This is a genomic window from Nocardia sp. NPDC050793 (assembly GCF_040654065.1).
Classification (GTDB): domain Bacteria; phylum Actinomycetota; class Actinomycetes; order Mycobacteriales; family Mycobacteriaceae; genus Nocardia.
Genome location: NZ_JBFAHG010000012.1, coordinates 56377 through 78656, shown reverse-complemented (window position 1 = coordinate 78656; position 22280 = coordinate 56377). Strand labels below are relative to the sequence as shown.

Annotated in this window: 24 protein-coding genes; 10 read left to right on the top strand and 14 right to left on the bottom strand. The window is 68.9% G+C overall.

Features of this window, described 5'->3' with window-relative positions; genetic code table 11:
• Nucleotides 1-73: 73 nt before the first annotated feature.
• The 3 genes from uvrC to AB0H50_RS30885 form a co-directional block, all read right to left on the bottom strand.
• On the bottom strand, nucleotides 74-2227 hold the full coding sequence (uvrC, locus tag AB0H50_RS30895) for an excinuclease ABC subunit UvrC (RefSeq protein WP_357459554.1): 2154 nt from the start codon (nucleotides 2225-2227) through the stop codon (nucleotides 74-76).
• Nucleotides 2228-2312: 85 nt separating this feature from the next.
• Nucleotides 2313-3008 (bottom strand): HAD family hydrolase, encoded by a 696-nt coding sequence (locus AB0H50_RS30890; RefSeq protein ID WP_357459551.1) that lies wholly within the window; start codon nucleotides 3006-3008, stop codon nucleotides 2313-2315.
• Between the two features lie 139 nt (nucleotides 3009-3147).
• Nucleotides 3148-3306 carry a hypothetical protein gene (locus AB0H50_RS30885; RefSeq protein WP_357459549.1) on the bottom strand — a complete coding sequence of 53 codons (159 nt, stop codon included), beginning with the start codon at nucleotides 3304-3306 and terminating at the stop codon, nucleotides 3148-3150.
• 91 nt (nucleotides 3307-3397) lie between these two features.
• Here AB0H50_RS30885 and ggt point away from each other — a divergent pair, with 91 nt between their 5' ends.
• A complete protein-coding gene (ggt, locus tag AB0H50_RS30880; protein WP_357459547.1) occupies nucleotides 3398-5347 on the top strand; it encodes a gamma-glutamyltransferase in 1950 nt (649 codons plus the stop codon).
• Nucleotides 5348-5366: 19 nt separating this feature from the next.
• On the opposite strand, the gene AB0H50_RS30875 is transcribed toward ggt, so the two are convergent.
• From AB0H50_RS30875 to AB0H50_RS30855, 5 genes are all read right to left on the bottom strand, one after another.
• Nucleotides 5367-5906: a GNAT family N-acetyltransferase gene (locus AB0H50_RS30875; protein WP_357459544.1), complete on the bottom strand. Its 540-nt coding sequence runs from the start codon at nucleotides 5904-5906 to the stop codon at nucleotides 5367-5369.
• 46 nt (nucleotides 5907-5952) lie between these two features.
• Entirely contained in the window at nucleotides 5953-6471 is a 519-nt protein-coding gene (locus tag AB0H50_RS30870; protein ID WP_357459543.1) for a PH domain-containing protein, read from the bottom strand.
• A gap of 3 nt (nucleotides 6472-6474) precedes the next feature.
• Complete coding sequence (ribH, locus tag AB0H50_RS30865; protein WP_357459541.1) at nucleotides 6475-6954, bottom strand: 6,7-dimethyl-8-ribityllumazine synthase; 480 nt, start codon at nucleotides 6952-6954, stop codon at nucleotides 6475-6477.
• Between the two features lie 48 nt (nucleotides 6955-7002).
• On the bottom strand, nucleotides 7003-8247 hold the full coding sequence (locus AB0H50_RS30860; RefSeq protein WP_357459538.1) for a bifunctional 3,4-dihydroxy-2-butanone-4-phosphate synthase/GTP cyclohydrolase II: 1245 nt from the start codon (nucleotides 8245-8247) through the stop codon (nucleotides 7003-7005).
• 85 nt (nucleotides 8248-8332) lie between these two features.
• Entirely contained in the window at nucleotides 8333-8956 is a 624-nt protein-coding gene (locus AB0H50_RS30855) for a riboflavin synthase (protein WP_357459535.1), read from the bottom strand.
• A 651-nt stretch (nucleotides 8957-9607) separates the two neighbouring features.
• Here AB0H50_RS30855 and AB0H50_RS30850 point away from each other — a divergent pair.
• The gene (locus AB0H50_RS30850) at nucleotides 9608-10078 is read left to right on the top strand and encodes a hypothetical protein (protein ID WP_357459534.1); all 471 of its coding nucleotides are present in this window, start codon (nucleotides 9608-9610) and stop codon (nucleotides 10076-10078) included.
• Nucleotides 10079-10121: 43 nt separating this feature from the next.
• On the opposite strand, the gene rpe is transcribed toward AB0H50_RS30850, so the two are convergent.
• A complete protein-coding gene (gene rpe, locus AB0H50_RS30845; RefSeq protein ID WP_357459871.1) occupies nucleotides 10122-10775 on the bottom strand; it encodes a ribulose-phosphate 3-epimerase in 654 nt (217 codons plus the stop codon).
• A 124-nt stretch (nucleotides 10776-10899) separates the two neighbouring features.
• Here rpe and AB0H50_RS30840 point away from each other — a divergent pair, with 124 nt between their 5' ends.
• Together AB0H50_RS30840 and AB0H50_RS30835 are read left to right on the top strand one after the other, a co-directional pair.
• Nucleotides 10900-11322 (top strand): anti-sigma factor, encoded by a 423-nt coding sequence (locus AB0H50_RS30840; RefSeq protein ID WP_357459532.1) that lies wholly within the window; start codon nucleotides 10900-10902, stop codon nucleotides 11320-11322.
• On the top strand, nucleotides 11322-12182 hold the full coding sequence (locus AB0H50_RS30835) for an RNA polymerase sigma factor SigF (RefSeq protein ID WP_357459530.1): 861 nt from the start codon (nucleotides 11322-11324) through the stop codon (nucleotides 12180-12182). Before AB0H50_RS30840 ends, AB0H50_RS30835 begins: the two co-directional genes overlap by 1 nt.
• Nucleotides 12183-12186: 4 nt before the next feature.
• Here the strand turns inward: AB0H50_RS30835 and AB0H50_RS30830 are convergent, their stop codons facing one another.
• The 5 genes from AB0H50_RS30830 to AB0H50_RS30810 all read right to left on the bottom strand — a co-directional run bounded on the left by AB0H50_RS30830 (nucleotide 12187) and on the right by AB0H50_RS30810 (nucleotide 16424).
• On the bottom strand, nucleotides 12187-12531 hold the full coding sequence (locus AB0H50_RS30830; protein WP_357459528.1) for an MmcQ/YjbR family DNA-binding protein: 345 nt from the start codon (nucleotides 12529-12531) through the stop codon (nucleotides 12187-12189).
• Nucleotides 12532-12622: 91 nt separating this feature from the next.
• Nucleotides 12623-13957: a transcription antitermination factor NusB gene (locus AB0H50_RS30825; RefSeq protein ID WP_357459868.1), complete on the bottom strand. Its 1335-nt coding sequence runs from the start codon at nucleotides 13955-13957 to the stop codon at nucleotides 12623-12625.
• 611 nt (nucleotides 13958-14568) lie between these two features.
• Nucleotides 14569-15492, bottom strand: a complete 924-nt coding sequence (fmt, locus tag AB0H50_RS30820; RefSeq protein ID WP_357459525.1) for a methionyl-tRNA formyltransferase — start codon at nucleotides 15490-15492, stop codon at nucleotides 14569-14571.
• A complete protein-coding gene (def, locus tag AB0H50_RS30815; protein ID WP_357459523.1) occupies nucleotides 15492-16049 on the bottom strand; it encodes a peptide deformylase in 558 nt (185 codons plus the stop codon). The genes fmt and def overlap by 1 nt, the downstream gene beginning before the upstream one ends.
• A gap of 219 nt (nucleotides 16050-16268) precedes the next feature.
• Entirely contained in the window at nucleotides 16269-16424 is a 156-nt protein-coding gene (locus tag AB0H50_RS30810) for a hypothetical protein (protein ID WP_357459521.1), read from the bottom strand.
• Between the two features lie 481 nt (nucleotides 16425-16905).
• Between AB0H50_RS30810 and AB0H50_RS30805 the strand changes: the two genes are divergently transcribed.
• From AB0H50_RS30805 to AB0H50_RS30780, 6 genes are all read left to right on the top strand, one after another.
• Nucleotides 16906-17562 carry a putative toxin gene (locus AB0H50_RS30805; RefSeq protein ID WP_357459519.1) on the top strand — a complete coding sequence of 219 codons (657 nt, stop codon included), beginning with the start codon at nucleotides 16906-16908 and terminating at the stop codon, nucleotides 17560-17562.
• A gap of 10 nt (nucleotides 17563-17572) precedes the next feature.
• Entirely contained in the window at nucleotides 17573-18250 is a 678-nt protein-coding gene (locus AB0H50_RS30800) for a HEAT repeat domain-containing protein (protein ID WP_357459517.1), read from the top strand.
• Nucleotides 18247-18675 carry a YbaB/EbfC family nucleoid-associated protein gene (locus AB0H50_RS30795; RefSeq protein ID WP_357459515.1) on the top strand — a complete coding sequence of 143 codons (429 nt, stop codon included), beginning with the start codon at nucleotides 18247-18249 and terminating at the stop codon, nucleotides 18673-18675. Before AB0H50_RS30800 ends, AB0H50_RS30795 begins: the two co-directional genes overlap by 4 nt.
• A gap of 271 nt (nucleotides 18676-18946) precedes the next feature.
• Nucleotides 18947-19900, top strand: coding sequence for a LysR substrate-binding domain-containing protein (locus AB0H50_RS30790; RefSeq protein ID WP_357459513.1), 954 nt, complete (start codon nucleotides 18947-18949; stop codon nucleotides 19898-19900).
• 79 nt (nucleotides 19901-19979) lie between these two features.
• On the top strand, nucleotides 19980-21281 hold the full coding sequence (locus AB0H50_RS30785; RefSeq protein WP_357459511.1) for a D-arabinono-1,4-lactone oxidase: 1302 nt from the start codon (nucleotides 19980-19982) through the stop codon (nucleotides 21279-21281).
• A complete protein-coding gene (locus AB0H50_RS30780; protein WP_357459510.1) occupies nucleotides 21278-22279 on the top strand; it encodes a pyridoxal-phosphate dependent enzyme in 1002 nt (333 codons plus the stop codon). The genes AB0H50_RS30785 and AB0H50_RS30780 overlap by 4 nt, the downstream gene beginning before the upstream one ends.
• The last annotated feature ends 1 nt before the right edge of the window (nucleotide 22280 follow it).

Here is a 22280-nt window from a genome sequence, read left to right as displayed (position 1 = left end):
ACGGCTCACGAACATGTAGAACGGTACCGAGAATATATGCAGGCCGGACCGGAGCTGGAGATTTCGAGGTCTGTCACTCGCCCCGCAGCGCCGCGAGCACGGCTTTCGCCGTCGCCACGCCGATGCCGGGTACCTCGGTGATCTGCTCGACCGTCGCCTCCTTCAACTTGGCCACCGAACCGAAATGAGTGACGAGCGCGGTCCGGCGCGCCGCACCGAGCCCGCGCACCGAATCCAGCGCGGAGGCGGTCATCCGCCGCGAGCGCTTGCTGCGGTGGAAGGTGATGGCGAAGCGGTGCGCCTCGTCGCGGACCCGTTGCAGCAGGAACAGCGCCTCGCTGTTGCGCGGCATGATCACCGGGTCGGGTTCGCCGGGCACCCACACCTCCTCCAGGCGCTTGGCGAGGCCGATCACCGCGACATCGGTGATGCCCAGCTCGTCGAGAACCTCGGCGGCGGCCGCGACCTGGGGCGCGCCGCCGTCGACCACGTACAGGTTCGGCGGGTAGGCAAATTTTCGCGGACGGCCGGTGCGCGGGTCGATGCCGGGACGCGAGGTCGATTCGATCTCGTCCTCGTCCTCGTCGTCGTGCGGCGCCGCGGCCGTCGCGCTGGTCGGCGCGGAGGCTTCGGCGTCGACCGGCAACGTGACGTCGCCCGCCCCTCGCGGCGACATCCCGGCCTCGGTCCCCGACGGCACCGATCCCTCCGGTCCGACCAGTGGCACGGCGGTCACACCGTCGAGCTCCTCGCGCTCGGCCTCGTCGCGCTCCTTGCGCAGCCGGTAGAACCGCCGCCTGGTCACCTCGGCGATGCTCCCGACGTCGTCGGAGCGCCCGCCGCCCGCGGCCTCTTTGATCGCGTAGTGCCGGTACTCGGACTTGCGCGGCAGTCCGTCCTCGAACACCACCAGCGAGGCCACCACGTCGGTGCCCTGCACGTGGCTGATGTCCACGCATTCGATGCGCAGCGGCGCGCTGTCCAGCTCGAGCGCGTCCTGGATGTCCTGCAGGGCCGCGGAGCGGGAGGTGAGATCGCCCGCGCGCTTGAGCTTGTGCTGGGCGAGCGCCTCCGCGGCGTTGCGCTGCACCGTCTCGGCGAGCGCCTTCTTGTCACCGCGCTGCGGGACACGCAGCTGCACCGCCGAACCGCGCAGCTTGCTCAGCCACTCCTGGATCTGCTCGTGGCCGGCGGGCAGCTCGGGCACGAGCACTTCGCGCGGGACGACGGTGGCGGGCTGCTCGTCGGGGCTCTGGTCGGCGTAGGAGACCTGCTCGCCGTAGAACTGGGTGAGGAACTGTTCGACCAGCGCGGCCACCTCGCCGCCGGATGCGGTGTCCACGGCGTCGCCGGACTTGTCCACCACCCAGCCGCGCTGACCGCGCACCCGGCCGTCGCGGACATGGAAGATCTGCACCGCCACCTCCAATTCATCGGTGGCGAAGGCGATCACATCGGCGTCGGTGCCGGTGCCGAGCACCACGGCCTGCTTCTCCAGCGCGCGGCGCAGCGCCTGCACGTCGTCGCGCAGCCGGGCCGCGGTCTCGAAGTCCAGTTCCTCGGCGGCCTCGTGCATGCGTCGCTCCAGCTCCCGCACCATGCGGTCGGTGCGCCCGGCGAGGAAGTCGCAGAAGTCGTCCACGATGCGCCGGTGCTCGTCGGCGGTGACCCTGCCGACGCACGGCGCGGAGCACTTGTCGATGTAGCCGAGCAGGCACGGACGCCCGATCTGGTTGTGCCGCTTGAAGACTCCGTTCGAGCAGGTGCGCGCGGGGAACACCCGCAGCAGCAGATCGAGCGTCTCGCGGATGGCCCAGGCGTGCGCGTACGGGCCGAAGTACCGCACGCCCTTCTTGCGCGCGCCGCGGTAGACGAACAGGCGCGGGTATTCCTCGTTCAGGGTCACGGCCAGCACCGGGTAGGACTTGTCGTCCCGGTAGCGCACATTGAACCGCGGATCGAATTCCTTGATCCAGTTGTATTCCAGCTGCAGCGCCTCCACCTCGGTGGAGACGACCGTCCACTCCACGCTCGCGGCGGTGGTGACCATCTGCTTGGTGCGCGGGTGCAGCGAGGCCACGTCGGCGAAGTAGGAATTCAGCCTGCTGCGCAGGCTCTTGGCCTTGCCGACGTAGATGACCCGCTGGTGCGCGTCCCGGAATTTGTAGACACCGGGTTCGACGGGGATCGTACCGGGGGCCGGCCGGTACCTCGCTGGATCTGCCACTCGACCAGCCTATAGCCGGGGTCGGACACGGTTTCCGCGCAACCCGCGCCGGTCCGGGCGCGGTGCGCGACGACCTGCCGCACGGCTACCTCGGGACGGCCAACCCGTGCGCGCGCAGCGCGTCGACGAGCGCGTCGGGGCGCTGCGCGGTGGGCAGCGGGTCGACCAGGGCGAAGCGCGAGCCGAGCGCCGTCGCGCCGCCGTCGGCGTGGGCGCTGTCGCCGACCATCAGCGCACGCGCGGGATCGACGCCGAGCTCGTTCAGCGCCGCGAGGAAGATCCCCGGCTCGGGTTTGATCACGCCCACCTCGAACGAGAGCGCCGTCGCGCCGACGTACCGGTCCCAGCCCCGTGCATTGAACGCGGGCCGCACGTCGAATGCGATATTGCTCACCACGCCCACCGGAACCCCCTGTGCGGCAAGGAACTCCAGCACGGCGCCGGTGTCGGGATACGGCGTCCACGCCAGCGGATCGACCAGCCTGCGGTAGAGCCGTTCGGCCTGGTCCTCGGTCGGCACACCAGAGGAGCGCAGCACCTCCAGGTACGCGTGCCGGTGCATCGCCGGATCCAGATCCCGGTTGTCCCAGGCCCGCTGGCCCTCGGCGTCGAAGGTCATGAACTGCTCGACCGGCGCGGTCATCCGCCGCAGAATCTCGGCCTTCGCCTCGACGTCGAAATCCGCGCCGTCGGCGCCGATCAGATCGTCACCCCATGACTCGTCCTCCTCCAATCGAAAGATCGTCCCGGAGAAGTCGAAAAGCACGGCCTCGATATCCATTCGACCAGGGTACCGACGCCTGGTGCAGTACGGCCCGTGCACCGAACCGCAGGTGAGTGTGCAACAGACGCAACGGGATTCGACGGGAAGGTTGGTCTACCACTTACTGCTTCGCTTACGACTGGCAGGCAGGCACGTGCTACGACACTGCCGATTGGTCCGCGCCGGTCAGGATGGACTGCGGTACGCCGGGATCGGTCATGGTGACGGCGGTGTTCCACGCGATCACGCCGGTGCGGAACTGTCCGATGGACGAGAACGGCGCGAGCGCGCGAACCTGGGACAAACGGAATCTCACCCGCTCCATGCGCGGTTTGGACGGCGCGGGTAACTGACGGCCTCGCCCGAAAGCCGCACCGCTGTCGGTCCCGAGGGCTACAGTCCAGGCCATGACGCGCGCGCGACACATCTGGACCGGAGCCGCCGCGGCCACGCTGCTCACGGTCGGACTTCTCACCGGATGCTCCTCGACCGAGGAGACGACAACCGCCGAATGCACCAGCGCACCCAACGGGACGCCGGTGCTCGCGGCGCCACCGACCGCGGCGGGCACCACCACCCAGAACCTCAGCACCAACCCCGAGATCGCCTCCGGATATCGCAGCGGGATGACCGCGGTGCGCACCGGGTCCTACGCGGTCTCCACCGCGAATCCCCTTGCCACCGAGGCGGCCTGCCGGGTGCTGCACGACGGTGGCACCGCGGCCGACGCGCTGGTCACCGCGCAGCTGGTGCTCGGCCTGGTCGAGCCGCAGGCCTCCGGCATCGGCGGCGGCGCGTTCCTGCTGTATTACGACGGGACGACCAAGACCGTCGAGGCCTATGACGGCCGCGAGGTGGCGCCCGCCGCGGCCACCGAGAACTATCTGCGCTGGATCAGCGACACCGACCGCACCGAGCCTCAGCCGAACACGCGCGCCAGCGGCCGCTCGATCGGCGTTCCCGGGGTGTTGCGGATGCTGGAGCTCGCGCACCGCGAGCACGGCAAGACCGGGTGGCGCGAGCTGTTCGATCCGGCCGTGGCGCTGGCCGACGACGGCTTCGCGATCAGCCCGCGACTGGCGGGCCAGATCGCGGAATCGGCGCGGGACCTGGCCAGGGACGAGGCCGCCAAGCAGTACTTCCTCGAGCCCGACGGTTCGCCGAAACCCGCGGGCACCAAGCTGACCAACCCGGCGATGTCGAAAACGTTGAGCGCCATCGCCTCCGACGGCGCGGACGCCTTCTACACCGGCGCCATCGCCGCGGACATCGTGGAGGCCGCCACCGCGGGGTCGGGCGGGCGCACGCCCAGCCTGCTCACCGCCCAGGATCTCGCTGGCTATCAGGTGAAGAAGCGCACGGCGCTGTGCGGCGGCTACCGGGGGCACGAGATCTGCGGTATGCCCGCGCCTTCCTCGGGCGGCAGCACGGTCGCGGCCACGCTGGGCATCCTGGAGAACTTCGATCTGGCCGCGCTGAAACCCGAGGCGCTCGATCGCAACGGCGGGAAGCCGAAGGCCGAAGCCGTGCACCTGATCTCGGAGGCCGAGCGGCTGGCCTACGCCGACCGCAACAAGTACGTGGCCGACACCGACTTCGTTCCGCTGCCGGGCAACTCGGCCCAGACGCTGATCGACAAGAACTATCTGAAGCAGCGCGCGTCGCTGATCGATCCCGGCCGCAGCATGGGGACCGCCAAGCCGGGCGACTTCGGACCGGTCCCGGTGGGCGTCGGGCCACAGCCGCCCGAACACGGCACCAGCCACATCTCGGTGGTGGACAAGTACGGCAACGCGGCGGCCATGACCACCACGGTCGAGTCCGCGTTCGGGTCCTTCCACGTCGTCGACGGTTTCGTGCTGAACAACCAGCTCACCGACTTCGCAACAGAACCGGTGGACCCGGACGGCACACCGGTCGCGAATCGGCTGCAACCCGGCAAGCGCCCGCGCAGTTCGATGGCGCCCACCCTGGTCTTCGATCGCGCGCCGGACGGCGCCCGCGGCGAGCTCACCCACGTCACGGGCTCCCCGGGCGGTGCGGTGATCATCCAGTTCGTGGTGAAAACACTGATCGGCATGCTGGACTGGGGCCTCGACCCGCAACAGGCGGTCTCGGCGGTCTCCTTCGGCGCGGGCAACACCCCCACAACCGGTGTCGGCGGCGAACACCCTGCCATCGACGCCACCGACAACGGCGATCACGACCCACTCGTCCTGCGCCTGCGCGAACTCGGCCACCAGGTATCCGTCGCACCCCAGTCCAGCGGGCTCAGCGCACTACACCGCGACGGTACCGGCCTGATCGGCGGCGCGGACCCGCGGCGCGAGGGCGCGGTCCTCGGCGATACCCGCTGAGCGTCGATCCGGCGCGGACTCAGCGAGACCGCGACATCGGATACAGCACCGGACCATCCTTCAGTCGCAAGTCCTCATCGCGCGCGAAGCCGAACCGCTCATAGAACGGCACATTGGAGAACCGGGTCGCCACCAGGAACGCCCGCTCGGCTCCGGACCCGAGCCGCGCTTCGAGCAGAGCGGTCGCGTGGCCCTTCCCTTGCAGGTCGGGCCGGGTGCCGACGGCGGCGAGGTAGAGATGCGGTTCGGCGGGCCGTGTGGCGTCGATCCTGTGGACCGCGGGCAGCGCCTTCCGCAGACCCAGTCCAAGCGCCCGCACGAGGGTGAACGGCTTCGCGATCGGCGACTCGACACCGGCGGGCTCCCACAGCGCGACTGCCGCGATCTCGCCCGCGTCGTCGTGCGCGAGATCGACCAGACCGCGCCGGTGCCGGGAGGCGATGCGCGAATCCCAGAAGTGCGGCAAGGCTTTTCGGCGGCGAAGCGGATCCGGCCAGAACAGGCTCATGAGCGGATCGTCGGCGAAGGCAGCGGCGAGGACGAGCGAACCCGGCGTCATGTCGCGAGACTACCGGCGTGCCGAGAGCACCGCCGGATCGCGCGCGTCAGTCCTGTTTCGGCTCGTCCGTTTCCGTGTATTTCGCGCCGAGGTCGCGCAGCCGGTCCATTGCTTGGGCGGCGTGGGCCTTGTCGTTGGAGCGGATCGCGAGGAGGGGCACGTAGTCGTCGTCGACCAATTCCAGTCGGGCCCAGGACTTTCGGTCGGGGAACGAGACGCCGCGGATGTGTTCCCAGTGGAACAGGGTGTCGCCGAGGATGTTGCGCACCGAAACTCCGCGCGGTCCGACCCGCATCCGTGGCCGGGTCAGCATCAGTACCCCGCCCGCGACGAGCACGCCGATGGCGACCATCGCGATCTGGTCGGCGAGCCGGAAGTTGACGCCGGTCGAGCCGCTGCGCAGCCAGATGCCGCCGACCGCGAACACGGCCACGATCAGCACCGCGATGATCCGCGCGGTCAGCACCGCGCGGCGCGGGCGCACCTCGAAGTCCCAGTCGGCGTCGGCCGCACCGCCGGCGGGCAGCGCGCCGTCGTTCCTCCTCCAGATGCGGACGACCGGCATGACTTACGCGGACTGCCGCAGCGCGCGCAGGGTGAGCGCGGCATCCAGCGCCGCCGCGCAGGCCTGCTCGCCCTTGTTCTCGGCCGAACCGGGCAGTCCGGCGCGATCCAGCGCCTGCTCCTCGGTGTTGGTGGTCAGCACGCCGTTGGCGACGGGCGTCGCGGCATCCAGCGAGACCCGGGTGAGGCCGGCGGTGACGGCGTCGCAGACGTATTCGAAATGCGGTGTGCCACCGCGGATCACGACGCCGAGCGCGACGACCGCGTCATGCGTGCGGGCCAGCTCCTGGGCGACCACCGGCAGCTCCATGGCGCCCGCGCAGCGCACCACCGTCACGCGCCGCACGCCCGCCTCCTTCGCCACCCGCTCGGCATTCGCCACGAGGGTGTCGCAGATCTCGGTGTGCCAACGCGAGGCGACGATGCCGAGCTCGAGGTCCTTGGCATCCGACAGCTCGAAGCTGGGTACGCCGGTGCCGCTCATCGTGTTCCGCCTTTCCGGAGTCCGTGGTCGTTCACTGCGCAGCTTTGCTCACTGCGCCGTTTCGCCGAGATCGAGTTCGTCGAGACCGATCAGGTCGTGGCCCATCCGGTCGCGCTTGGTGCGCAGGTAGCGCAGGTTCTCGGCGTTGGCGCGCAACGGCATCGGGACGCGCTCGGTGATGCGCAGACCGTAGCCGTCGAGGCCGACCCGCTTGGCCGGGTTGTTGGTGAGCAGGCGCATCGACCGGATACCGAGGTCGACCAGGATCTGCGCGCCGGTGCCGTAGTCACGGGCGTCGGCGGGCAGGCCGAGCTCGAGGTTCGCGTCGACGGTGTCGTGGCCCGAGTCCTGCAGCTGGTAGGCCTGCAACTTGTGCATCAGGCCGATGCCGCGGCCCTCGTGGCCGCGCATGTACAGCACGACGCCGCGACCTTCGCTGTCCACCATCTCCAGCGCCGCGTCCAGCTGCGGGCCGCAGTCGCAGCGCAGCGAGCCGAATACGTCGCCGGTCAGGCATTCGGAGTGCACCCGCACCAGTACGTCCTCGCCGTCGCTGATGTCGCCGCGCACCAGCGCGACGTGCTCGACCTCGTCGTAGATGCTCTGGTAGCCGACGGCCGTGAAATCGCCGTGCGCGGTGGGGATGCGCGCCTCGGCGACCCGCACCACCTGCTTCTCGTGCTTGCGCCGCCAGGCGATCATGTCCGCGATGGAGATCAGCGCCAGCTCGTGCTCGTCGGCGAAGACGCGCAGCTCCTCGGTGCGGGCCATGTGGCCCTCGTCCTTCTGGCTGACGATCTCGCAGATCACGCCCGCCGGGCGCAGGCCGGCCATACGGGCCAGGTCGACCGCCGCCTCGGTGTGGCCGGGGCGGCGCAGCACGCCGCCTTCCTTGGCGCGCAACGGCACCACGTGACCGGGGCGGGTCAGGTCGTCGGCCTTGGCGTCGGCGTCGGCGAGCAGGCGCATGGTGGTGGCGCGGTCGGCGGCCGAGATGCCGGTGGTGATGCCCTCGCGCGCGTCGACGGAGACGGTGTAGGCGGTGCCGTGCTTGTCCTGGTTCGTCGCGTACATCGGCGGCAGGCCGAGGCGATCGCAGTCGTCACCGGTCAGCGGCACACAGATGTAACCGGAGGTGTAGCGGATCATGAAAGCGACCAACTCGGGGGTGGCCTTCTCCGCGGCGAAGATGAGGTCGCCCTCGTTCTCGCGGTCCTCGTCGTCGACGACTACGACGGCCTTACCGGCGGCGATGTCGGCGACTGCGCGCTCGATGGTGTCGAACCTGGTCACGTCTGCTGTGCTCCATCTCGAATTAGGTGCCTCACTACAGTAAGGCCTGCCCCGTGCGCCCGCGGCGGCGCACCCGCCCGCGCGCTCAGCTGCGCTGCTGCAGGCGTTCCACGTACTTGGCGATGACGTCGACCTCGAGGTTCACGGTCGTCCCGGCACCCGCGAAGCCCAGATTCGTCAGCGAGAGCGTGGTGGGGATCAGCGAGACCTCGAACCAGTCGCGGTTGCCGTCGGCGGCGGGCTCGTCGGCGATGCCGAGGCCCGAGACGGTCAGCGAGATGCCGTCGACGGTGATCGAGCCCTTCTCCACCACGTAGCGGGCGATCGCGTCCGGCAGTGAGATGCGCACGACTTCCCAGTTCTCCGAGGGGGTGCGCGAGAGCACGGTGCCGGTGCCGTCGACGTGGCCCTGCACCAGATGTCCGCCGAGGCGGCTGTTCAGCGCGGCGGCCCGTTCCAGGTTGACTCGCGAGCCCGTGCCGAGCCCGCCGATGGAGGAGCGGTTCAGCGTCTCCTGCATGACGTCGACGGTGAAGGAGTCGCCGTCCACGACCTCGACCACGGTCAGGCACACGCCGTTGACCGCGATCGAATCACCGTGTCCGGCATCGGAGGTGACGAGCTTGCCCTTGATGGTCAGGCGCGCGGCGTCGGCCAGCTGCTCGGTGGCGACGATCTCGCCCAGCTCCTCGACGATGCCTGTGAACATGCGTGACTCCCTGTCGCGTGGGTACGTACGGTTGCGGAACAGCCGGGACCCCCGCGCTATTCCCGGTGTTCGGTGCCCTCCCAGCCTAACGACGCCGGGTCGTAGCGGCCCCGCACGGTTGGGCCCGCCGGCCCGCCTCCGAAACTGCCATTCTGCGACACGCCACCGAAACAGCCGGGCAGACTTTTATCGACCACTGGACGAGCATCCGCCGACATTTTCTCGAAACAATTCCGTACGGTCATACCGGAATTTCGGCGTTTCCCTGTCGACGACAATTGTTCAGCGGAACTTTCGACGCGTTCGCCGGTCACTTTCACCCGGTCGGCGTAACGTCCAACAGATCTTGATACCCAGCCGAAACACAGATACACCAACTTCTTGCGCCGGGCCGAAGACGGACGCAATATTGTTATGCAGCTGACTTCTACCGTTCAACTTCCGATACGCACAGTTCGCCGTCGAATGCTTCGACAAGGCCGACGCCGCTTCGACAAGGCCAGTGCCCGAGTTCGTACCGAAGTGTTCGAGTTAGAACGCAATGCTCGAGTTCGAGCGCAGCCCTCGAGCTCGACCGAAAGAAATCCACCACTCGAGGAAGCCGGAAAGCACCGTGGGCCGACACGAGTTCGACACAGATGGGGGTGCCGCGTGACCACATTCGTCGATTCGACACTGGAAGTCCGCTGCCTGCAGTACCGGCGCGAGTTCCACATGCCCGCATCGATCGATCCCACGTCGCGCCGCATCCTGCTACATATCGGCACCCACTACGGCGCCGTCACGATGCCCGCCGAACTCGGCGAACAGGTGCGGCAGAAGCTCACCCAGGCACAGATCGCCGCGCCGGTCGTCCACCATCCGCGCGCGGGGCGCTGGACGTTCATCACCGGTCCCGCGCGACCCGATGGGCTCACCGCCGCCGTCTCCGCGAAGCTCTTCCGGCTCTACGCGACGGTCGCCTGCACCGGAAGCCAGGTGGTGCTGCCATCCCCCGACGACGAGCGCACCGGCTACCGCGTCTGGGTGCGGCCGCCAGAGAGCGCGACGGCGATGCCGCCGTCGAACGTGGTCATCGAGGCGACGCTCGCCATCGGGGCGCCGAAAAACCGCGCGCGGTAACCGAATTCGGCCGCGCCACCACGGCCTGTTCCGGCGGCGCCGCTCAGTGCCATACGGCGGCGGCCTGCCGCCGCAGCGTCGCCACGGTGGCGCCGGGGTCGGCGGTGTTGTAGACCGCCGATCCCGCCACGAAGCAGTCGATCCCCGCCTCGGCCGCCTGCTCGATGGTCTCGGCGTTGATGCCGCCGTCGATCTCGACGATCAGCCGCAGCTCGCCCGCGTCGACCAGCCTGCGCACCGTGCGTGCCTTGTCCAGCACGTGCGCGATGAAGGACTGCCCGCCGAAGCCCGGCTCCACGCTCATCACCAGCAGGGTGTCGAACTCGCGCAGAATCTCCAGGTACGGCTCGATCGGCGTGTTCGGCTTCACCGACAGACCGGCCTTCGCGCCCGCCGCGTGGATGTCGCGCGCCACGGCGATCGGGTCGTCGGTCGCCTCGGCGTGGAAGGTCACGTTGTACGCGCCCGCCTCCGCGTACGACGGCGCCCAGCGGCCCGGGTCCTCGATCATCAGGTGGCAGTCCAGCGGGATGTCGGTCGCCTTCAGCAGGCTCTCCACCACCGGAAGGCCCAGCGTGAGATTCGGCACGAAATGGGCGTCCATCACGTCGACGTGCAGCCAGTCCGAGCCTTCCACCCGGCGGGCCTCGTCCGCGAGATGGGCGAAGTCGGCGGACAGGATGGACGGCGCGATCATCGGCTGGCCAGGGCGGGAAAACGTCGGAGAGGACACAGCCCCGGAGTGTACCGAGCCCGGATCACATGCCGTACCGCAGGGAATCCGTGATTGTCCGCGGCCTCCAGTGGGTAGCCTGTGCAGAGTGATCAACATTTCGGCGGAACAGGGGCTCTACAGCACCCCGGTGGAGATTCGGGTGGCCGCATCGGTCACGCAGCTGCCCATCGTGCGCGGGCTCGCCGAAACTCTTGTCCTGCTCAGCGATTTCACGCTGGACGAAGTGGCCGACATCCGCCTGGCCGTGGACGAGGTGTGCTCGACCCTCATCGCGCTCGCCGCGGCGGGCACCAGCCTGGACTGCCGATTCACCATCGGGGAGGCCCAGCTGCTCGTCGAGGTCACCGGTGTGGCCGAGACCGAGGGCCTACCCGATCAGCGCAGCTTCGGCTGGCATGTGCTGCGGACGCTCACCGACGCGGTGGAGGCGACCCAGAATTCGTACGACACGGCGGTCTCCGGATATCCGACGACGGTGGAGTTCCGTCGGGTCCGGGGGAAAGCGTAGTGGCGGACGAGGACACCGTGTTCGATCAGGACCGCGAAGAGGAAGCCGAAGCCGAGCCCACCGACGCCGCCGAGGACGCGGAAGCCGTCGCGGAGGCCGGTTCGGTCACCGGCTACGACGATCTGAACGCGCTGTTCGAGCGGCTGGGCGCGGCCGAACCGGGTTCCGCGGGGCATGCCGCGGTGCGCGCCGAGCTGATCAGCCGCTGCATCCCGCTCGCCGACCACATCGCACGCAAGTTCAGCGGGCGCGGCGAACCGTTCGACGACCTCACCCAGGTGGCGCGGGTCGGCCTGGTGCACGCGGTGGACCGCTTCGACGTCTCGCGCGGATCGAACTTCCTCTCCTTCGCGGTGCCGACCATCATGGGCGAGGTCCGTCGTTACTTCCGCGACAACACCTGGGCCATGCGGGTGCCGCGGCGGGTCAAGGAGACCCACCTGCGCATCGGCTCGGCCATCGACACGCTCTCGCAGACCCTCGGCCGCTCCCCCACGGCCAAGGAGATCGCGGCGGAACTCGACGTGGATCCCGACGAGGTGACCCAGGCCGTCATCGCGGGCAACGCCTACCAGCCCAGCTCCATCGACGCTGCGGCGCTCGGCCGCGACACCGAGGCCTCGCTGCTGGACACGCTCGGCGAGGAGGAATCCCAGTTCGACCGGGTAGAGGAGTACGTCGCCATCCGGCCGCTGCTGGCCGGCCTGCCGGAACGCGAACGCCGCATCCTCACCATGCGGTTCTTCGAGTCCATGACTCAGACCCAGATCGCCAAGCAGATGGGCATCTCCCAGATGCACGTCTCGCGCATCCTGGCGAAAACCCTTGCCCGGCTGCGGGAGCTGTCGAGCCGGGACTGACGGGTCAACCCGCCGCGCGCTGCTTGCGAACCTTCGCCGGCGCCGAAAGCCACCAGGCGGCGTCGATCAGTTCGCGCAGGTGATCCGGCGCGATCCGGTCGAGATCGATCAGGATGTACGGATACCCGTCGTAGTGCGGCGTGGTGTAGAAGGCTGGATCGCCCGCAGCGAGCAACGCCTCCTTCTCCGCCGTCTCGCAGAGCAGCACGAGCCCGCCCTCGGCCTCCGACCGCAGCCGCGCGAACCCCTTGCCGCCCACCTTCAGCGCGGGACTGCGCCACCACGTCGACTCCTCGACCGCAGGGAGCTCGGTCGCCATCGCCACCACGTCTTGCCAGGTCAGAGTCATGCGACCAGTGTGCGTCGCGCGGGCCCCGATGGATTGGACGGATGGAACCGGCGCGTTCGCACGGACCGGTTCACCCTCGGACCCGGCTACCTCAGATCGGTTTACGCAGCGCCGCCATGAACATGGCGTCGGTGCCGTGGCGGTGCGGCCAGAGCTGCGCGGCGGGGCCGTCGCCGACGTCGGTGACGCCGGGGAGCAACTCGCGAGTGTCGAGCTCGACCGCGCCCGTGCGGCGGACGTGGTCGGCGACGATCGACACGGTCTCGGCCAGGTGAGGCGAGCAGGTCGAGTACACCACCACACCGCCGGGACGGAGCAGATCCCATGCCGCGCTGAGCAATTCGCGTTGCAGCACGACCAGGTCGCGCACGTCGGCGGGGCTGCGCCGCCAGCGCGCTTCCGGCCTGCGCCGCAGCGCGCCGAGGCCGGTGCACGGCGCGTCGACCAGGATGCGGTCGTAGCCGGGCGCCAGACCGCTGTCGCGGCCGTCGACGACGTGCACCCGCACCGGAAGGTCGTGGGTGGCCTTGCGCACCAGTTCGGCGCGGTGTTCGGCGGGTTCGACGGCGTCCACCTGGAAGCGGTCGATCGCCGCGAGCGCGCCGAGCAGCGCCGCCTTGCCGCCCGGTCCGGCGCACAGGTCGAGCCAGCGGCCGCCGTCCGGACCTTCCAGCGGCGCCCGGGTCAGGCTCAGTGCCACGAGCTGGCTGCCCTCGTCCTGCACCGCGGCCATGCCTTCGCGCACCGGCTCCAGCCGCCCCGGATCACCGCCTTCGAGGTACACGGCGTACGGCGACCAGCGGCCCTCTTCGCCGCCGGTGACCAGCGCCAGTTCCTCGGCGGTGATCTCACCGGGCCGGGCGACCAGGTGCACGACCGGCCGTTCGTCGTCGGCGGCGAGCAGGTCACCCAGTTCGCCTGCGCGTTCGCCGAGCGCGTCGGCGAACGCCTGAGCGATCCAAGCCGGGTGCGCGTACTCGAACGCCAGCCGTCCCACCGGGTCGGCGGGGGCCAGCGTCTCGACCCACTCCTCGGCGGACTTCTCCCCCGCGCGCCGCAGCACCGCGTTCACGAAACCCGATTTGCCCGTGCCGAATTCGGCCCTGGCCAAGGCCACCGACGTATCTACGGCGGCGTGCGCGCCGATGCGGGTGCGCAGCAGTTGGTAGACGCCGAGCCGCAAGATGTCGAGCAGGGGTCCGTCGATCTCCTCGACCGAGCGGCCCGCGCCGTGCGCGATCACCGCGTCGAGCAGTCCCTTGGTCCGGCAGGCCCCGTAGGCGAGCTCGGTGGCCAGCGCCGCGTCCCGGCCGGAGATGTGCCGGTCGCGAAGCAGTCCGGGCAGGACGAGGTTCGCGTAGGCGTCGCGCTCGCGCACCGCCCGCAGCACCTCGAGCGCGACCTCGCGCACGGGGTCGACGCTCACGGTGCGCCGGGGCCGCTTTCCGGTCGATCCCCGATCCTTCTCCGCCCCAGCCGATTTCGCGGTGCCTCGTGCGGCTCGCTGTCCACTCGACCGGTCCGGGCCCTTGCGTGCGCCGCGCTCGACCGGTCCGCCGACGGCGTCGTCCGCTCGCCGCCTGCCGTACGCGCCCGAGCCGCGCCCCTCGGACCTGCCTGCCGACCTGTCGTCCCACGATCGGTCGCGGCCAGCACCACTCTTGCCGGTTGGTGTCTGGCCCGATCGGTCCGCGCGACCGTAGCCGGTTCGTCCCGCCTCGGAACGCCCTGCGCCGTAACCGGTCTCGCGCCCCGCCCGTCCGCCCGCGGGCTTGCCGCCGCCCGGCTTGTCGGCGCCCCGAGTCGATTTCCCCTCGAAACGCCGGTCGTCTCGATTCCGGTAGCTGTCCCGATCGGACCGGAGCGGTTTCCGCGGCGAATCCGCTTTCCGTTGCGCGCCACGGCTTCCCGTGTACGACTCCGACTCGCGGGCCGGCTTGCCCGACGCGGCGTCCCGGCGGGCCTCCTGCTTGCGGGCGGCACGTTTGGCCCATCCGCCGTCGACGTCGTCGGACTTGCGAGGGCGATCCGCGGGGCTCATTCGACCACCGCGCCGGGCTGCAGGCGCGCGCCGCGCGCCCAGTCGAGGGCGGCCATCATCCGCTTGCCCTGCGGCTGCACCTGGTCCAGGCGCACGGCGGTGGTCGCGGTGCCGACGAAGACGCCGGACTTGCGCACCTCGATGACGCGTTCTGGCAGCGCCTCCTCCACCATCTCGACCGGTCCGAGCTTCAGCCGGGTTCCGTTCACCTCGGTCCAGGCGCCGGGCGCGGGCGTGACGGCGCGAATGCGCCTGCTGATGGCGAGCGCGGGCAGATCCCAGCGGATGTGCCCGTCCTCGGCGACCACCTTCGGGGCGTAGGAGACGCCGTCGGTGGACTGCGGCACGGCGTGCAGGGTGCCGTCTTCGACGCCGTCCAGCGTGGTTTCGAGCAGATGCGCGCCGGTTTCGGCGAGCTTGCCGAGCAGGGTGCCCGCGGTGTCGGTCACCGCGACCTTCTCGGTGATCACGCCGAAGACGGGTCCAGTGTCCAAGCCCGCCTCGATCAGGAAGGTGGACGCGCCGGTGATCTCGTCGCCCGCGTCGATGGCCGCCTGCACCGGCGCGGCGCCGCGCCACGCGGGCAACAGCGAGAAGTGCAGATTGATCCAGCCGAAGCGCGGAATGTCGAGCACCCGCTGCGGCAGCAGCGCGCCGTAGGCCACCACCGGACAGCAGTCCGGGGCCAATTCGGTGAGCTGCTCGATGAATTCGGGTTCGCTGGGGCGGCGCGGCGTGAGCACGGGGATGCCGTGCTCGTCGGCCAGCGCGCCGATCGGTGACCTCGTCACCTTGCGGCCGCGGCCCGCGACGGCGTCGGGCCGGGTCACCACGGCGACAACGTCGTGGCGCTCGGACTCGATGAGCCTGCGCAGCGAGGGGACGGCGGGTTCGGGGGTGCCCGCGAAGACGACGCGCATCAGCGGCTCCGTCCGAAGGGTCCGGCCTGACCCGCACCGCGCGAGTCGCGCACCGTGATGCCCGAGACGAACCAATCGGATTCCCGGATGGTGCGCATCGCCTCCTTGCGGAAGGCCGGATCGAGCCGGTCGATGAACAGCACGCCGTCGAGGTGGTCGGTCTCGTGCTGCACGCAGCGCGCGAGCAGCTTCTCCGCGGTGAACTCGACGGGCTTGCCGTGCATGTCGACGCCGGACGCGCGCACTCGCAGCGCGCGGCGCGTGTCGTACCGCAGGCCCGGAATGGACAGGCAGCCCTCGGGACCGACCTGCTCTTCCTCGCCCACCACCGTGTATGTCGGATTCACCAGGTGTCCCGCCGCGTCGCCGGTGTCGTAGACGAATACCCGCAGCCCGACGCCGATCTGCGGCGCGGCCATGCCGACGCCGCCGTCGTCCTGCATGGTGTCGGTCAGGTCGGCGACCAGCTGGCGCAGCTCACGATCGAATTCGGTGACCTCCGCCGCACGGGCGCGCAGAATCGGATCGCCGAACAGGCGAACGGGCTGAATGGTCACGGCGGCTCCCGGAAGCGGACGAACAGGTCGTCTCATTCTAGAGAGCGACGTCGATCACCCGGATCTCCCCAACGCGAACCCTCCGACCTGGTAAAACTCCATTGCGGACCGGGCGGGGTGTTCAGACCCCCGCCCGGCCGCCAGAAAAGGGCTGGCCGGCGATCAACGACTGCCCTGAATCCCCCGTTCAGCCGCCGATTCAGGACACGTCGGTGCATTTCACGACCGAAAGTAGCCGTTTTGTGGTGACGGCGTCGACACGCAGGTCAGCGGACGGGACACCGACGGATTGGTGACGCCGTCACCACCCAAACCGCAGGTCACCAGGAAGTGATTGGCGCCCTCCGTCGCCTGCGAGGTCGTGGAGTGATCCACGAGTTCTCCCCGTACCACGAGCGCAAGGTTCGTCCTGGCGGCGAGCTTGGTGGCGCGAGCCTGCGCCACCCATATAGGCGGTCGTGGTGTTCGACCGGCGGGCGCGCGTCAGGCAGAGTTGCCGTCGACCGAGGAAGCGGTGTTCACCCGAAAGACGTCGACGCCACCGTATGGACACGATCGAGACTTGCCCTCGACGTCTAGGTATCGATCCAGCACCGCCGCCTAGCGGGTTTTCAGCGGCGAGGACATCTACGGCGTAGGAGCCCTCCATTGACACAGCCTTGCGCCGCGCAGGCGGTAACGCCCCGTCGCACCGAGGAGTCCTCAGCGCTGCCGAAGCGCTTCCTTCGGAGGACTTTCTGCGACGCTTCAGCAGCGTGCAGCGTTCGCGAGGCCAGGAGCACGCCGACCCCGCACGCGTGCACACCATTCTGGGTCGCCAGGTACAGCAGCATCTGCGGGCACTGCTGGAACAACGGTGGCGTGTTCACCCATTCTCGAGATCCTCGCCGGACCCGAAGGTCCGGCGCTGCCCGAGTTCCTGCCCGGCGGCGCCCGCCTACGCCGCAACCTCGACCGGGCCATCGAGATGAACAAACGCGCTTACGCCGCCGTGATCGACGCGCGTCTGGGCAACATCGAAACCAAGGTCGCCGAGGCGGTCAGCTCTAACACCGGCATCTACGGGATGGCCACCGAGGGGACCAAAGTGCTGTCATCCATCCTCGATCGCACCCCTCGCAATACCGATCCGGTCAAGTTCCGTGATGAACACCAGAACAAAGCCGCAGGCGACGAAGGAGAACGGCGCGCCGGAATCGACCCCTACGGTCCCAAACGCAAGGTATTCGTCGATGTCACCCTGCCTGACGGCACCATCCAAACCCAAGGAATCATTCCCGACCGGATCGACGACGACACCCAACAAGTGACCGAGGTGAAGAACACCAACGAGATCAACCCCGACAAGCAGCAGATCCTCGCCGAGACCCAGTGGGCGAAAGAGAACGGCTACACGATGACCCTCATCGTGGACCACCGCACCCAGATCAACAGCCCCGAGATCCAGGCGTTGATCGACAGCGGGCAAATCCAACTCATCCGGAAGGAGCTCGACGACAACAATGATCGTTAGCTATGCCCGCATGCCCCGCGGAAGCGAAAACGGCGGCACGGAATGGATGAACAACCTTCCCGCCCGCTACGTCCACGGCCGCCGAGGATTCGACCGCCGACTCATGGAAGAACTCGCCGCGGTCGGTGTGCCCTGCTACACCCTCACCGACCTCGCCAACGGCCCCCGCACCATCCCCCAAGGCATCCCGATCTTCCTGGACTGGCTGATCAACCTCGAAACCAAGATCCCCGGCCCCGAAACCGAACACCGATCTGCCATCCGCTCCGGGCTCATCCGAAACCTCATCGACCCCGCCGCCCGAGGCAACCAACACGCCATCGACCTGCTCATCACCCAGGCCCGCCACCAACCACCCCTGCCCCAACGCCAACAAGACTGGGCCTGCCAGGGCCTTGCCCTCATCGCCAAACCCGAACACTTCCCCCAGATCACGGCCCTGCTGGATGAACTCCCCAGCGCAACCGCCCGCTACCCCCTCATCGAATACCTCGGGAAAGTCAAGACCGACCAAGCGCGCCAACTCGCCATCCGCGAACTCGACGGCCCCGCACACCTCGCCGCGATCAACGCGCTGGCCAAGATGAAAGCCGAAGGCGTTCGCCACCTCATCGAGCCTTTCACCACCCACCCCAGCTCCCAGACCCGCAAAGCCGCCACCCGCGCCCTGGAGAAACTTCCCGGATGACCGACCCCACCGACGACGCGCTCACCGAACTGCTTGCTAAGCAAACCCAATTGATGCAGACCGCGAAAACCCGGATCCAAGCCATCGAAGGCGAAGCCGAAACCACCGACCGGCTCGTCCGCGTCCGCGTCAACGCCAGCGGAGGCCTCCTCGGCGTCACCCTAGGCCCCGGCACCGAACGCCTCAGCCGAAACCAACTCGGGGAGATGATCACCCGGACCGCACAACAGGCTACTCGCCGCGCCGCCGAACTCGTCGCCACCGAACTCGACGAACTCGACACCGCCCAGCAACAACTGCTCGACATCATCGAATCCATCAACCCCACCACCGCCTCGATTCTGCGACCGGCTCCAGATCAATTGCATGCCAATCACAAACCGGGCAACCCTGACGCCACCGGCCTACGATCACGGACGCGATAGCCCCGCGCTCCCCTCTCGCATGTTCGCCACACGCAAACGCGACCGAGGTGGCCGAATCCTGCAGGCAAGAGACATCGCTATCGGCGTCGCCCACCGCAACCAGGCTGACCTGGTCAAGGCCCCTCCCAAACCCTGGAGGTCGATAACGGACATAGTGCAGCACACGACCACTACGCGCACACCTTCCAGCGGAAACTGTCTCCTATCGATCAACAGCGACGTCGGCGGGCGGCCGAATTGACCGCCGATCGGCGGTACCTACACTCGACCGGTGGATCTGCACATGCGACACCTACGCTATTTCGTGGCGGTGGCCGAGGAGTTGAACTTCACGCGCGCGGCCCAGCGTATGCACATCGCGCAGCAGGCATTGAGTGCGCAGATCAAGCAGCTCGAGCGGACGGTTGGGGTGACGCTGTTCGTGCGCAGCACGCGCAGTGTGGAATTGACTGCGGCCGGGGCGGCGTTTCTGGCGGACGCGCGGGCCCTGCTGGCAGCCTCGGACACCGCGGTGGAACGCGCGCGGGCGATTCAACGCAGTGAACACGAACAGCTGACGCTGGGCTTCCTGGAGGGCGCGGCACTGACGCTGACCGATCCCATCCTGTCGGCATTCCGAGAGCGCCATCCGGGAGTGCGTCTGGAACTGCGGCAGTTCGGATACGACGATCCCTCGGCGGGACTGGCAGGCGGCGAGGTTGACGTGGCCCTCGTCCGGCTGCCGATATCGACTCCCGAACTCGACTTCGAGCCGCTGTTCAGCGAGCCGGTGGTCGTCGCACTGCCCCCGGGGCACCGGCTGGCGGCACGGCCGCTGGTGTCGGCGCGGGATCTACTCGACGAACCCATCCTGGGGTCGGCCTGTGCCGACCGGACCTGGAATGCGTTCTGGGAACTCGATTCCCACCGGGGTGGACGTCCCGCGCCGGTGGTGTCTCGTTCCACCACTCTGCTCGAGGAGATGCACAAAGTTATGACGGGGGTGGGGATCGTGGTCACCGCCGCCTCGTGCCGCTGGCTGACTTTCCCCGGCGTGAAGTTGGTGCCGATCACCGATGCCGCACCCAGCCGGGTGGCCGTGAGCTGGCGTCGGGGACGGTCGTCCGCGCTGGTGCGATCGTTCGTGGACCTGGCGCAGGCGGTGCGCGACAGATACCCCGATCTGGTGCGGGCTGTGGCCGAACCGGATTTCACCGACCCCACCCCACCGCTGTCGTTGCGCTGAGGATTCACAACCGCTTTTTGTCGGTCACCCGGTTTCAGGTGTTTCCGCACGATCACCGGCGGACCATAGCGTTTGCCGGATGAGTCAATCCATGTGGCGGAACTTCGCCGGCGATCAAGTGTGCCGCCCGCGCGCCATCGAACGCCCCGCGGGCGGCGCGGAACTGGCCGCGGTACTCGACCGTGCGGATCGGCGCGGCGAGATCGTGCGGGTCGCGGGTTCGGGGCATTCGTTCAACGACGCCGTGCTCACCGATGGCACGCTTATCACCCTGGAACGAATGAACCGGGTACTCGACATCGACCGCCACTCGGGTCTGGTGCGCTGCGAAGCCGGAATCTCACTGGGCGCGCTCAGCGCCGCGATGTGGGAGCAGGGTTTGGCCTTCGCCAACCTCGGCGACATCGATGTGCAGTCCATCGCGGGAGCCACCGCGACCGGCACGCACGGCGCAGGCGTCGGCCTGCCGAATCTGTCGGCGAGCCTGCGGTCGATCGAGTTGACGCTGGCCGACGGCAGCCGGTTGGAGGTCGACGCCGACAGCGATCCGGAGGCCTACCGCGCCGCGCGGGTGAGCCTGGGCGCACTGGGCGTGGTGAGCGCGGTGACCCTGCAAGCGGTGCCTGCCTTCACACTGGCGAGCGTGGACACAGTCGCGCCACTGGCGCAGGTGCTGGACCAACTCGACGAATTGGTGGACGGCAACGATCATTTCGGATTCTTCGCCTTCCCGCACAGCCCGCTGGTCATGACCAAGATCTGGAATCGGACCACGGAAGCGCCACGGCCGCTGTCGAAATCCGCCGAGTGGTTCCATGACGAACTGCTCACCAATTACGCCTTCTGGGCGGTGTGCCGACTGGGACGCGCACGGCCGCAATGGATTCCGGTCCTGAACCGGTGGTGCACCGAACTGTCGGGCAGTACCCGTCGCATCGATCGCTCCTACCGGGTCTTCGCCACACCGCGCCGGGTGCCGATCACCGAGATGGAGTACGCCATTCCGCGCGAGTATGCCGCGGACGCCGTACGGCAGGTCCTGGCGCTGGCCGAACAGCCGCGCTTCGATGTTCCGGTTCCGATCGAAGTGCGCTTCGTGGCTCCCGACGACGCCTTCCTCAGCCCCGCAGGGGACCGGACCACCTGCTACATCGCCGTGCACCAGTTCGAGAAGATGGCGTGGGAGCCGTATTTCCGCGCCGTCGAACAGATCATGATCGGCTACGACGGGCGGCCGCACTGGGGTAAGCGACATTTCCGCTCCGCCACCGACCTGGCTCCGGAGTTCCCGCACTGGGATCGGTTCGCCGCGGTGCGCGACCGCCTGGACCCGCAACGGCGCTTCACCAACGCCTATGTCGCGCGGGTGCTGGGCGAATGACCGTGCCGCTGCTTCACGATCGCTTCCCCGCGCTGCGCGAAACCCTGCCGCACCTGCCCCTGGGTGCCGCGCCGACTCCACTGCGCCGACTACCGCGATTCCCGGACGCCAACGCTGAGATCTGGATCAAGGACGAAGGCGCGTTCGGCGACGGCGGCTGGGGCGGCAACAAGGTCCGCAAACTGGAATGGCTGCTGCCCGATGCCCTGCGCCGTGGCCGCCGAACCATCCTCACCGTCGGTGGTCTGGGCACCAACTGGGGACTGGCCACCGCGCTGTACGCGCGCGAGCACGGGCTCGCCACGGCGCTGGCGCTGGTCGACCAACCGGTCGACGAGCATGTGCGCGAACAGCTGGCGCGCATCAGGAACTCCGGTGCCACAGTGCATTTCACGCACACCGTGGCGCGCACGGTGCTGAGCATGCCATGGTTGCTGGCCCGCCACAGCACCGGGTGGACACCGCCCTATCTGCTGCCCGCCGGTGGATCGTCGCCGGTGGGCCTGCTCGGCTACGTCGAGGTCGGGTTGGAACTCGCGGCCCAGGTCGCGGCCGGGATCATGCCTGAACCCTCGCACATCGTCACCGCCATCGGCTCCGGCGGCACGGCCGCGGGGCTCGCGCTGGGGCTCACCCTGGCCGGTGTGCGTACTCGCGTGGTGGGCGTGGTGGTCAATGACAAACTGCGGCTGGACGAACGCGGACTGCTGCGCGCGGCCGGGCGCACCGAACGGTTGCTGCGTGCGCGCGGCGCGCAGCTGCCGGACATGAAGCTCACCCCGGATCGACTGCTGCTGGTTCGCGATCAGCTCGGCCCGGGCTACGGCCATGCGACCGAATCCGGCCGGGCCGCCGGGGCAGTGGCCCGCGAGTACGCCGGACTAGACCTCGAACCGGTCTACACCGCCAAGGCCATGGCCGCGGTGCTGGATCTCGACCAGCTGCGGCGCTTCGGCGCCGGGCCGATCGTCTTTCTGCACACCGACGGCCCGCGATGAC

Excerpts from the sequence above, each read along its gene's own strand:
- AB0H50_RS30875 (WP_357459544.1), bottom strand. The coding sequence starts at position 5,906 with ATGACGCCGGGTTCGCTCGTCCTCGCCGCTGCCTTCGCCGACGATCCG.
- AB0H50_RS30890 (WP_357459551.1), bottom strand. The coding sequence starts at position 3,008 with ATGGATATCGAGGCCGTGCTTTTCGACTTCTCCGGGACGATCTTTCGA.
- AB0H50_RS30870 (WP_357459543.1), bottom strand. The coding sequence starts at position 6,471 with ATGCCGGTCGTCCGCATCTGGAGGAGGAACGACGGCGCGCTGCCCGCC.
- fmt (WP_357459525.1), bottom strand. The coding sequence starts at position 15,492 with ATGCGCGTCGTCTTCGCGGGCACCCCCGAACCCGCCGTCCCCTCGCTG.
- AB0H50_RS30830 (WP_357459528.1), bottom strand. The coding sequence starts at position 12,531 with ATGACTCTGACCTGGCAAGACGTGGTGGCGATGGCGACCGAGCTCCCT.
- AB0H50_RS30800 (WP_357459517.1), top strand. The coding sequence starts at position 17,573 with ATGCCCCGCGGAAGCGAAAACGGCGGCACGGAATGGATGAACAACCTT.
- ribH (WP_357459541.1), bottom strand. The coding sequence starts at position 6,954 with ATGAGCGGCACCGGCGTACCCAGCTTCGAGCTGTCGGATGCCAAGGAC.
- rpe (WP_357459871.1), bottom strand. The coding sequence starts at position 10,775 with ATGATCGCGCCGTCCATCCTGTCCGCCGACTTCGCCCATCTCGCGGAC.
- AB0H50_RS30785 (WP_357459511.1), top strand. The coding sequence starts at position 19,980 with ATGAGTCAATCCATGTGGCGGAACTTCGCCGGCGATCAAGTGTGCCGC.
- ggt (WP_357459547.1), top strand. The coding sequence starts at position 3,398 with ATGACGCGCGCGCGACACATCTGGACCGGAGCCGCCGCGGCCACGCTG.
- AB0H50_RS30780 (WP_357459510.1), top strand. The coding sequence starts at position 21,278 with ATGACCGTGCCGCTGCTTCACGATCGCTTCCCCGCGCTGCGCGAAACC.
- AB0H50_RS30795 (WP_357459515.1), top strand. The coding sequence starts at position 18,247 with ATGACCGACCCCACCGACGACGCGCTCACCGAACTGCTTGCTAAGCAA.
- AB0H50_RS30855 (WP_357459535.1), bottom strand. The coding sequence starts at position 8,956 with ATGTTCACAGGCATCGTCGAGGAGCTGGGCGAGATCGTCGCCACCGAG.